The sequence below is a fragment of the Pseudomonas sp. GL-R-19 genome, from assembly GCF_019956375.1.
GTDB lineage: Bacteria > Pseudomonadota > Gammaproteobacteria > Pseudomonadales > Pseudomonadaceae > Aquipseudomonas.
The window spans coordinates 67,405-77,280 of sequence record NZ_JAHBDJ010000027.1 but is presented as its reverse complement, the minus strand read 5'-3'; the positions used below and the strand labels follow the sequence as shown (position 1 = coordinate 77,280).

The 9,876-nt window shown below is 60.5% G+C and carries 7 protein-coding genes and 1 pseudogene; 5 read left to right on the top strand and 3 right to left on the bottom strand.

The window, feature by feature from the left end:
• Window positions 1-229 precede the first annotated feature (229 nt).
• The 5 genes and pseudogenes from KGA83_RS15750 to KGA83_RS15730 all read left to right on the top strand — a co-directional run.
• A complete protein-coding gene (locus KGA83_RS15750; RefSeq protein WP_223530137.1) occupies window positions 230-1,081 on the top strand; it encodes a putative selenate ABC transporter substrate-binding protein in 852 nt (283 codons plus the stop codon).
• Window positions 1,078-1,875, top strand: coding sequence for a phosphonate ABC transporter ATP-binding protein (locus KGA83_RS15745; RefSeq protein WP_108216057.1), 798 nt, complete (start codon window positions 1,078-1,080; stop codon window positions 1,873-1,875). The genes KGA83_RS15750 and KGA83_RS15745 overlap by 4 nt, the downstream gene beginning before the upstream one ends.
• Entirely contained in the window at window positions 1,869-2,696 is an 828-nt protein-coding gene (locus KGA83_RS15740) for a PhnE/PtxC family ABC transporter permease (RefSeq protein ID WP_108216058.1), read from the top strand. Before KGA83_RS15745 ends, KGA83_RS15740 begins: the two co-directional genes overlap by 7 nt.
• Complete coding sequence (gene phnE, locus KGA83_RS15735) at window positions 2,693-3,460, top strand: phosphonate ABC transporter, permease protein PhnE (RefSeq protein WP_108216059.1); 768 nt, start codon at window positions 2,693-2,695, stop codon at window positions 3,458-3,460. The genes KGA83_RS15740 and phnE overlap by 4 nt, the downstream gene beginning before the upstream one ends.
• 189 nt (window positions 3,461-3,649) lie before the next feature.
• Window positions 3,650-3,987, top strand: a pseudogene (locus KGA83_RS15730) (transposase); the annotation flags it as partial.
• 545 nt (window positions 3,988-4,532) lie between these two features.
• Here the strand turns inward: KGA83_RS15730 and KGA83_RS15725 are convergent.
• The 3 genes from KGA83_RS15725 to KGA83_RS15715 all read right to left on the bottom strand — a co-directional run bounded on the left by KGA83_RS15725 (window position 4,533) and on the right by KGA83_RS15715 (window position 9,830).
• Window positions 4,533-4,847 (bottom strand): hypothetical protein, encoded by a 315-nt coding sequence (locus KGA83_RS15725; RefSeq protein WP_223530136.1) that lies wholly within the window; start codon window positions 4,845-4,847, stop codon window positions 4,533-4,535.
• Between the two features lie 475 nt (window positions 4,848-5,322).
• A complete protein-coding gene (locus KGA83_RS15720) occupies window positions 5,323-6,315 on the bottom strand; it encodes a lipase family protein (RefSeq protein WP_223530135.1) in 993 nt (330 codons plus the stop codon).
• Between the two features lie 455 nt (window positions 6,316-6,770).
• Window positions 6,771-9,830: an Ig-like domain-containing protein gene (locus KGA83_RS15715; RefSeq protein ID WP_411741909.1), complete on the bottom strand. Its 3,060-nt coding sequence runs from the start codon at window positions 9,828-9,830 to the stop codon at window positions 6,771-6,773.
• Window positions 9,831-9,876 lie beyond the last annotated feature (46 nt).

The window sequence follows — 9,876 nt, the reverse complement described above, 5'->3', positions numbered from 1 at the left end:
GCTCGCGATAGCGGTGGATCAGTCGATACTATGCTGACTGACACTCCGCTATCGCGAGCAGGCTCGCTCCCACAGGTCTTTTTGGCCCTAAGTCTTGTTGCAAGGCTGGTCAAGCAAACAGGAGTCCCTATAATCGCGGCGTTTTCGTCTACCCTCACGAAGCGTCGTGCAGCAATCAGCTTGTGCGGGGCGCATCGACATTTTTCCGCTATTGAACCGGAGAACTTCCATGCTCAAACGTACCCTGGCAGTGGCCATTGGCCTGACCTTGTCTCTTTCCACCCTGCTGGCACAGGCCGCCGAGACCCTCAAGGTCAGCGCCATTCCCGACGAAGCACCCACCGAACTGCAGCGCAAGTTCAAGCCCCTGGGCGAGTATCTGGAGAAGCAACTGGGCATGAAAGTCGAGTTCGTACCGGTGTCCGACTACCCGGCGGTGGTCGAGGCGCTGGCCACCGACCGTATCGACATGGCGTGGCTGGGCGGTTTCACCTTCGTGCAGGCGCGGCTGAAAACCGGCAATGCCATTCCATTGGTACAGCGTGAGCAGGATGCCCAGTTCACCAGCAAATTCATCAGCGCCGACCCGGCCGTCAAGTCGCTGGCCGACCTCAAGGGCAAGTCGTTCGCCTTCGGCTCGGTCTCGTCGACGTCGGGCAGTTTGATGCCGCGCTATTTCATGCTGCAGGACGGCATCAAGCCGGAAACTTACTTCAGCCGTGTCGGCTACTCCGGCGCCCATGACGCCACCGTCGCCTGGGTTCAGTCTGGCAAAGTGGATGCCGGCGTACTCAATGCCAGCGTCTGGGCAAAACTGGTCGCGGCCGGCAAGGTCGACACCGACAAGGTCAAGGTCTTCGCCACCACGCCGGCCTACTTCGACTACAACTGGACCGTGCGCGGCACCCTCGACCCGGCCCTGGCCAACAAAATCAAGGTAGCCTTCCTCGCGCTCGACCCGGCCAACCCGGAGCAAAAAGCGATTCTGGACCTGCAAGCCGCCAGCCGCTTCATCGAGACCCAGCCTGAGAACTACAAGGGCATCGAGGAAGCCGCGCGCGCTGCCGACCTGCTGAAATGACACTGCATCTGAACCGGGTCAGCCTCACCCACGGCAATGGCGTGCGTGCGCTGCATGAGGTCGACCTGCACATCGCTGCCGGTGAGCAGGTCGCGATCATCGGTCCGTCCGGCGCCGGCAAGTCGAGCCTGCTCAACCTGTTGGCTACCGCCCTGCGCCCCGGCAGCGGCACGGTCGAGGTGCTCGGCGAGCAAGCCTGGCAGCTCGGCGCCCGACAGCGCCAACGGCTGCGTGCACGCATCGGCCTGGTGCATCAGGCGCCGCCACTGCCTGCGCGACAGCGGGTGGTCACGGCGGTGCTGGCCGGAAAGCTGGGACAATGGAGCTTTACCAAAAGCCTGCTGAGCCTGTTGCATCCGGTGGATGTTCCGGGTGCGCGGGCGGCACTGCTCAAGCTGGACCTGGGCGACAAGCTGTTCGCCCAGTGCCAGCAACTGTCCGGCGGCCAGTTGCAGCGCGTGGGCATTGCCCGCGTGCTGTACCAGGCGCCCGAAGTGCTGTTGGCCGATGAGCCGGTGTCGGCGATGGACCCGGTGCTGGCCGGGCACACCCTGTCGATCCTCTGCCGCCACGCCCGGGAACGCAACGTGACGCTGGTCGCCAGCCTGCATGCGGTGGAGCTGGCCCTGACGCACTTTTCACGCATCATCGGTTTGCGTGAAGGGCAGGTCCTGTTCGACCTTCCCGCCAGCGACGTCGACCACGATTTGCTCGACAAGCTCTACGCCAACGAGCAACTGCTGTCGCCGCCCGTTCCGGTGGCGCCCTTGAGCCTGCAGATTCCCCGATGCTGACGCGCGATACACGAGACCCGGCCACCCTGCCACGTCTGTTGCTCAGTCTGTTGGCGCTTGCCCTGCTGTGGCCCGGTATCCATTTCAGCGAGCTGGACCTGGGTGTGCTGCTCAAGGCCGACAGCCAGAGTGAGATGGGCCGGTTTGTCTCAGCCTTCTGGCCACCGGCCCATGGCGAAGAGTTCCTCCAGCTGCTGTGGCAAGCCACCCTGCAGACACTGGCCATCGCCACCGCCGGCATGGCTTTGGCGTTGCTGTTGGCCGTGCCCGCCAGCCTGTTGGCCAGCCGCGCACTGTCATTGTCGGCGGCTTCGCGCAGCGGTCGCCCGAGCGCCCTGGGCCGGCTGTTGCGCTGGCCGGTGCGCGGGTTGCTGATCTTCCTGCGCAGCGTGCCGGAAATCGTCTGGGCCTTGCTGTTCGTACGCGCCGTCGGCCTTGGCCCCACGGCCGGGGTGCTGGCGATTGCCATCACCTATAGCGGCATGCTGGGCAAGGTCTACGCGGAGATTTTCGAGTCGGTCGACCAGCGTCCGGCCCATGCGCTGTTGCAAGCCGGCAGCAGCCGATTGGCGGCATTCTGCTACGGCACCCTGCCCAATGTCGGGGCGGAGTTGCTGTCGTACACGGTGTACCGCTGGGAATGCGCGATCCGCGCGTCGGTGGTGATGGGTTTCGTCGGCGCCGGCGGGTTGGGCCAGCAGATTGACTTGTCGTTGCGCATGTTCGCCGGCGGTGAAGTGGCGAGCATGTTGCTGACCTTTTTCGTCCTGGTGCTGTTCGCCGATCAGATCAGCCGCCTGTTGCGCTGGAGGTTCGCATGAATCGCCTGATCAACCTGCTGCTGATCCTGTGCATCGTTGCGGCAGTCGTCGTATCGTTCAGCTATCTGGGCATCGATCTCGGCGAACTGACGGGCAGCGGGAACCTTGCGCAGATGGGCGCCTACGTGCTGCGTTTTCTCAGCCCGGACCTGAGCGCCGGCCATCTGCAAGCCATCGGCCGCGGCGCCGTGGAAACCCTGGCCATGTCGGCCCTGGGCACCCTGCTCGCGGCGGTCTTCGGCCTGGTGCTGGCGCTGCCTGCGGCCGGGCGTTTCGGTTGGCCGTTGCAGAGCGCGTCGCGCCTTGTGCTCAATGGCCTGCGCGCCATTCCCGAACTGGTGTGGGCCGCTTTGATGGTGCTGGCGGCGGGTCTCGGCCCGAACGCCGGGACCTTGGCACTGGCCATGCACACCGCCGGGGTGCTGGGTCGACTCTTCGCCGAAGCACTGGAAAACACCCCGCCGCAACCGGCCGAAGCCATCCGTTTGCAGGGCGGCAACGTCGTCTGGGCCTTCTGCTACGGCACCCTGCCCAACCTGTTTCCACAGCTGTTGGCGTACATCCTGTACCGCTGGGAAAACAACATCCGCATGGCCAGCGTGCTCGGTTTTGTCGGTGCCGGCGGTTTGGGGCAGATGCTCTATGTCAGCCTCAGCCTGTTCCAGGAGGCCCAGGCTAGTACGGTGATTTTGGCGATGTTGGTGCTGGTGTTTGCTGTCGATGGGTTGAGTAGTTGGAGTCGGCAGCGGTGGGTTAAGGCGTGATGGGGAATTGCATGGATTTGCTCAGCTGATTGCATTCGAGCTTAGCAAGCATTTGTATGGATTTGACTACCGCGTTTTATGGGTATGACCGGTAGAAAACGACCCAAGCTGCCGGTGGGAACTGGCAGTAACCGGCCAATAGCAGTCGTTTAGAGCTACAAAAATAAATCTGTCTCCATTTTTCTCAACACCATCATCTTCCGCTCACGGCAAACCGACTGCATTGCCTGTCCGATGAAAGCCAAGTGCTGCCCGAACACTGCGTTCCGCAAGATTGCTCGCAGCGTCCATGAGGCCGCGCGTGATGTGGCTCGGCGCATCGCAGCGACGCCGGCGTATCAGCGCTCTCGCCACGAGCGTAAGAAGGTCGAATATTGTTTGCCCACCTCAAGCGCATCCTGAAACTGGATCGCTTGCGGCTACGTGGCATGAGTGGCGCGACCGACGAGTTCACACTGGCCGCCGCGGTGCAGAACCTGCGACGGCTGGCCAAACTGACCTCTCAAAGGCCACCGCTCACGGGATAGGTGCGTCTGCACGAAGCAAAAAACCTCAAATTAACCCAATAACCGAGCAGCAAAGGTCAACGAAGGGCCGAAAAACCACGCAACGTGGTGAATAGGTTTTCTAGAGGTGGCCGTGACTGAGTTCAGGCGAGCTGAAAATCCGACTTTTTCAACAGAATCGGCCGATTTCTGTCTGTCGTGACCTGCAGCTATGGGTCGGATAGCGACCACCAGCCATAGTGACGGTCGATGCTAGACCGTCACTATCCGACCCAATATAGACAGTCCGTCCCACCAAAGTAAGGTTGCAGCATGAGGCCTAACCCTTCGTTCAAGCGGACCGGAATCAACCGAACTGAATCTTGCATCCATTGATACGGGTGCGGCGGTCACTGGTGAGGGGATAACCCATGAGTAACCCCAACCCGAAACGCCAAGGGCCTGCGATCATGCAGGCCCAGTCAGGTTGGGTACGCCGCGATGGGTAACCGCAGTGGTAACCCAACAGCGGCATTCTGCTTGGAGCCAGTATCTACGCAGCCTGTAGGCATTCAGTGCGCGACCTATCAAGCGGCACTCACCTCATTGGTAGGATTCAAATAGCAGGCCATCTCCCGTTCGACAACGTCGATCTCATTTAGCCCCCAATTTGTCAGGGGCGCGGAAGGTTTGCCGGTCGACGCAAAACTCGCCGCCAGCAGACGGGTCATCAGCGTCTTTGCCAAGTCCAGTTGCTTCTGAAGCTCCTGAGCCGCGCGATCAGCCTTATCCAGGCGCTGTTGCAGGGCATCGCGCCCGGCAGTGATCTGTCCGATACTGGCCACCGTTTCATGTGGGTCGACCATCGCTGCCGCTTTTTCTTCCAAGGATTTATCACTCATCAATGTGCTCGTTCGCTCAGGTTCAAGGTCAGGCGCGCGCAGGCCTTGCCTCACTGAGATCGGCACGAGAGTTTATTCCTACAGTTTTCTATCGCACTGACGCGCAAGGCGCCGACCAACGGCAGCGTAACCCATCAGCGAACCCAGCCTAGTTGTGGGTAATTGCACGGACTTGCCCACCCATTTGCATTCGACCTGACCAATCATTTGCATCGGATTTGACCATCACGCTGCGTGGCCATGACCGGCAGAAGCCATTCATAAAGTCCCCGGTGAAAATGGGGACGGGTGAAAATGGGGACTGATTTATTTTTCAAAAAATAGATCCGTCCCCATTTTCAGTCCCATTTTCAGTCGTCCCCATTTTTGGTTGCGAGCAAAAAGGCTTCCGGATAAGCGAGTTGCAGTTGTGTAGACTTCCCGGAAGAAATCTCGGCAACCGCAACTCGAACATTTGAACGACGAGACTATCGCACTAGCTGCCAAACGGTGGCGGCATCGGTATATCGCTGAGCTGCAAGCCCAGCAGTGTCATGTACTCGTAGATGTGCTGATAGCCGGATTGAGACTCATAGTCTGTGCACTTGGATTGAGGTTGCCCACAGAGCCGCAGCTCCATGTTCGCGTTGCCCATTCCCCATTGCGTATAGTTCAGATTGTTGTTTACAACCGTATCCATTTTGGAACAAACCATGTTCCTCATGCTTTCATCAATGGGGTTGGCATCATATAGCGTCAGGGAGTAATCGAGAGAAGTTGCGCACCACGCCATCGGAACAACATCCAAAGTGTTGTAGATGCGTAGCGCATTACCAGCCATTTGCTTATTGAAGTAGCTCGCAAAAAAACCATCGCCAGCCGTGGGCGCAGCAATCGTCTCGCAATAAAATTTAGAGCCCGGAAATTTGTCTTTCAGATAAAGCGCGACCACCGACATGAGCGCACCGCCAAGGCTATGTCCAACCAATCGGATCGTCGCCCCACTTTGCAGCTTCCCTAGAAAATCGCACAGCGTGCCCTGAGAACCGATAGTGGATGCCGTAGTCAATATCGCGTGCACCCCATCTGAAGTTCCCTGCGCGATGTTCGCCTGCACCTGGCAGTTCGTGATAACGCTCTGCAATGGCACCATTGGAAAAATATCCAGATCGTCCACCTGATCCTTTAAAGAATCCTTAAGTGTCCCACTCGTCACCACGACGATGTCGTTCTCATTTTTTCCGCCGATCAGCACCACTGTGATGTGCGCCGCGTGTTCGCCATCCATCACCAGAGCGGGGCCCCAGGCCACGCCATAACCGCCGCCTACCTTGGAGGCATTGAGACGCGAAAGAATATTGTCTTTAACCTGACTCGGCGTAGGATTCTTCATGTTTTTCCAGGACTGCGAATACAACGCCGCATTGTTGACCACGAAAGCGTGTGTAAGACTGATTTGCCTTTGCTGAAGTGAGTCTAGCGAAGTCATGACTGCTCCTTGTCTCGAAGAAAGTTTTCCAGTGGCCTGCGTGGTTAATCCGGGCGCCGAAGTTGAGTGCACGAATAACCATACAGGCCACCAGGGACCAACGAAAACCTATGGCAGCCGTCGATCCTTCTGGGCCAGCAAGACCGAGTGTAGTTGCAGTTTTTGGAAGCGTGAGTGCAATGCGCTGAGCGAATGCGTCGCCGCAATGTCATGATGCTCACCGTTCCAGCGTGAAAATGGGGATTGAAAATGGAGACGGATTTATTTTTCAGAAAATAGATCCGTCCCCATTTTTGGTTCCATTTTTGGTCGACGATGGAAACTCCAGTTCCGAGCTACGGCTTGAAATGCTGGTCTTCTGGAGATTTGACAACCAGGTAGTTGTTAATTCGCTTGTAGCAAGAGGGCCTCAATGAGGCCCTCATCGCTAAAGCGTAGTTGTACTCAGTGCGCCACTACTGGCTCGCGGTGACCGTGACCGCTGCCGAGACCGCCACGGACACCGTCGCCGGTGCCGACTCCGCGCCCTTGGCATCGGCGGCTTTATAGATAAAGGTCGCAGTGAACGGCGCGGCGACCGTGGCCGGTGGTGTGTAGGTCACGCGCACACCATCGGTGCTGACCACGCCTTTGCCGGAGTCCGGTTGCTCCAGCCCCACCACTTTGAGTGGTACGTTACCGTCAGGGTCGGTGTCGTTGGCCAGGACGTTGATGGGCAGTGGTTGGCCAGTGTTGCTGATGGCGCTGTCGGGTGTGGCGATCGGTATTTGGTTATTGCCGTCGTTATTGGCGCGGGTATCGCCAGTGCGGAAGGTCGGCAGCGCGGCGGAGTTGACGTAGGTGACGCCGTCCCAGCCGGGCAGCGGGCTTGGCATCAACTGGAACTGGCCGGGGTGCTCGACATCCCAGCGCAGCAGCATGGACGTGTCCTCGTGCTGGGTGTTGTGGCAGTGCTCCATGTAGGTCCCGGCGAATTCACGGAAGCGGATCGCCATTTCCACGGCCACTGAGCTGTCGATGCCATCGCCGACGCGATAGACGTCCTTGCGCGCCCATTTTTCCCATTCCGGCGGTGGGTTGCCATCGCGGTTGAGGATGATCCCCTCTTCGAAGTGCACGTGCACCGGGTGGTTCCAGCCGTTGCCGCCGCTCTTGATTCTCCACACTTCCAGGGTGCCGTCGCCGGAGAACCCGGCAGGGGTCGGGCCGTTGGCCAGTTGCGGAGCGGCGCTGATGACTCGAGGGTCCATGGGGAAGCCGAATTCACCACCGTCGGTCTTGATCGTCCAGGGTGTTTCGTCGGTGCCGTCGGAGCGGCCGAAGCTGAACTCGCGATGCCGCGCCACCTGGAGCCTGGCCTGCACCGCCGGATCGTCACGGTTGAGGGTCAGCGGGATCATGGTCTTGCCAGCTGGCTTGCCCGGTTTGGCGGGCTCGTAGTCGGCGGGGTTCATGCTCACGTCCTGGCCGGCATAAGGCTGGACCACCAACTGCAGGAACTTGCCCACCGCCGGGTCGCCGCCGACCCATTCCGGCCCTTTGCTGCCCAGCCTGAGCACCGCCTTGTACGTCCCGGACAGCACGTCGGCCAGGCTCAGCAGATTAGCTGTCGGCCTCTTGCCGTTCTGGTGCTCCATCAGGTTGACGAAGTACAGCTTGTCGCCGGTGTTGATCCCGTTTTTCGCGAAGTTGACGATGATGTCGAAGCGCTCGGCGATGCCCTGGGTGGGCAGGATGGCGTTGTGGTTCTGCAGGTCGCCGTCACCTTCCAGGTCCATGCTGCCGTCGAACGGCACGGCGTGCTCCATCAGGTTGCCGTCGTTGGCGATCAAGTGGAACGGCACGCGGCTATAAGACACGCCGGAACCGGCCGGGCCGGGGATTTCGCCGCCGGTGCCGGCGACTTCACGCACCAGTGCAATCCTGAGGTAGCGCGACACCGAGCCATTGAGGATGCGGAAGCGATAGCTGCGCGCCCGCACATTCAGGCGCGGCTGGTACTGCCAGTTGACCAGGACCTGATCGCCGAGGAAGCCGTCGGTGTTGAACGGGTTGAACCACAACTGGCCATTGGCGTCCCAGGCCTTGTCGGCCACCAGCAGGTTGACGTCATAGTCGCGGTTGCCCCAAGGCAGCGCCGAACCGCTGGGCAGGCGCAGGTTGACGCCGTCTTCGAAGGCTTCGTTACCGCGATCCAGGGCGCTGTAGTAATTCATCATCACCGCGTTGCCCTTGTAGACGTTCTGCGCGGTGAAATCGAGCATGTGGTCATGGAACCAGTGGGTGCTCATGGTTTCGTGCCAGTCGCCGCGGATCTTGATGCTGCCGTTGTTGCACGTCTTGAGGCCCGGGGTGGCGTCGTTGACGAACAGGGTTTCGCCCGGGGCGCAGGGGAACGCCGCGCGCGGATCCTGAGCGGTGGTGTTGATGGTGTCGTAACCGGCCAACTGGATCGGCCAGCGATAGTCGTAGTACTGCCCCGGAAAGAAAAACGCATTGGCATAGCCATCGCTTTCAGCCGGGGAGTGGCCGTTGTGTTCGTGGGTGGTAATGGTATGCAGGCCAAACCCCATGTTGGCCGACGGATCGATCGGCAGGGCGTTGTAGTGGCGCATCAGCGCGGCTTGACCGTAACGCACCATCAACAGTTTTGGCGGAAAGGTGCCGTCGAAGGTCCAGAGCGCCTTGTGGTTCTGAATCGGCATGTTGGGGTGAAAACGAACACTTATGCCTTTGGTGGTGCCCACCAGGACCGGGGTGTCCGAGGTCTGGTTGTAGAGCCCGCCAGGCCCGAACTCACCGACGGCGTAGTTGTGCAACTGTCGGTGGTCGCGCATGCCGCTGTTGATCTGGGCGCCCGCTTGCACGGTTTTGAAGCCGACCTGCGGGAAGAACTCGTTCCAGCGCTGGTGCGACCAGCCTTTTCCTGGCGGCCGGCCTTCGGCCGGCGAGCCGACCGGGTGGCGGTTGAGGAAGGCTTCGATCTGCGCTTGCCACGGGTTGCGGTCCAGCACGTTGGAAAACTGCGACGGAAACGGGAACAGCCCCGGCTGGCGCATGAAGGCTTCCAGCGCCACGGGCGAAGGGCTGCTGCGGGCGGTGTTGTTCGGGTCCTGCGTGGGCGCCGGGCCGACGAGCGGAACCGGGAAGGTCAGGGGCGGTGCCGGCAATGCCGGGTCGAGTTTTTCCGTGCCGAATTCTTCGAACAGCAACAGTTGCTGCGTGTACGGCTGGGCCCCGAACAATGGGCTGGGCTTGCCATTGGTGGGGATATTGAAGGATGTCTGCAGGGCTGGCGGCAGCACGTTGTCGGCCCGTGGCGTGTTCCGGTCACCGAAGACGCCATTGGGCAGGGCTATGGCGCCCTGGTTGGCGGGTGGCAGGGCCCGTAAGGCCGCCGCCGCGGCATCGAGGTCGGCCGGCGGGTTGCTAAACGCCGAGGGGTCTGTCGGTGGTGGCGGGCCGAAATCATCCAGCGGCACGGCGCTTGCCATAGTGGTTAGGGTAAGGAGCATCGCACAGGGCAGGCTTGTCCTGTGCAGAAAGGCGATGGAGCTGCGT

Bases quoted from the DNA above. Each gene is read 5' to 3' on its own strand.
- KGA83_RS15750 (WP_223530137.1), top strand. From the start codon at position 230: ATGCTCAAACGTACCCTGGCAGTGGCCATTGGCCTGACCTTGTCTCTT.
- KGA83_RS15745 (WP_108216057.1), top strand. From the start codon at position 1,078: ATGACACTGCATCTGAACCGGGTCAGCCTCACCCACGGCAATGGCGTG.
- KGA83_RS15740 (WP_108216058.1), top strand. From the start codon at position 1,869: ATGCTGACGCGCGATACACGAGACCCGGCCACCCTGCCACGTCTGTTG.
- phnE (WP_108216059.1), top strand. From the start codon at position 2,693: ATGAATCGCCTGATCAACCTGCTGCTGATCCTGTGCATCGTTGCGGCA.
- KGA83_RS15725 (WP_223530136.1), bottom strand. From the start codon at position 4,847: ATGAGTGATAAATCCTTGGAAGAAAAAGCGGCAGCGATGGTCGACCCA.
- KGA83_RS15720 (WP_223530135.1), bottom strand. From the start codon at position 6,315: ATGACTTCGCTAGACTCACTTCAGCAAAGGCAAATCAGTCTTACACAC.
- KGA83_RS15715 (WP_411741909.1), bottom strand. From the start codon at position 9,830: ATGCTCCTTACCCTAACCACTATGGCAAGCGCCGTGCCGCTGGATGAT.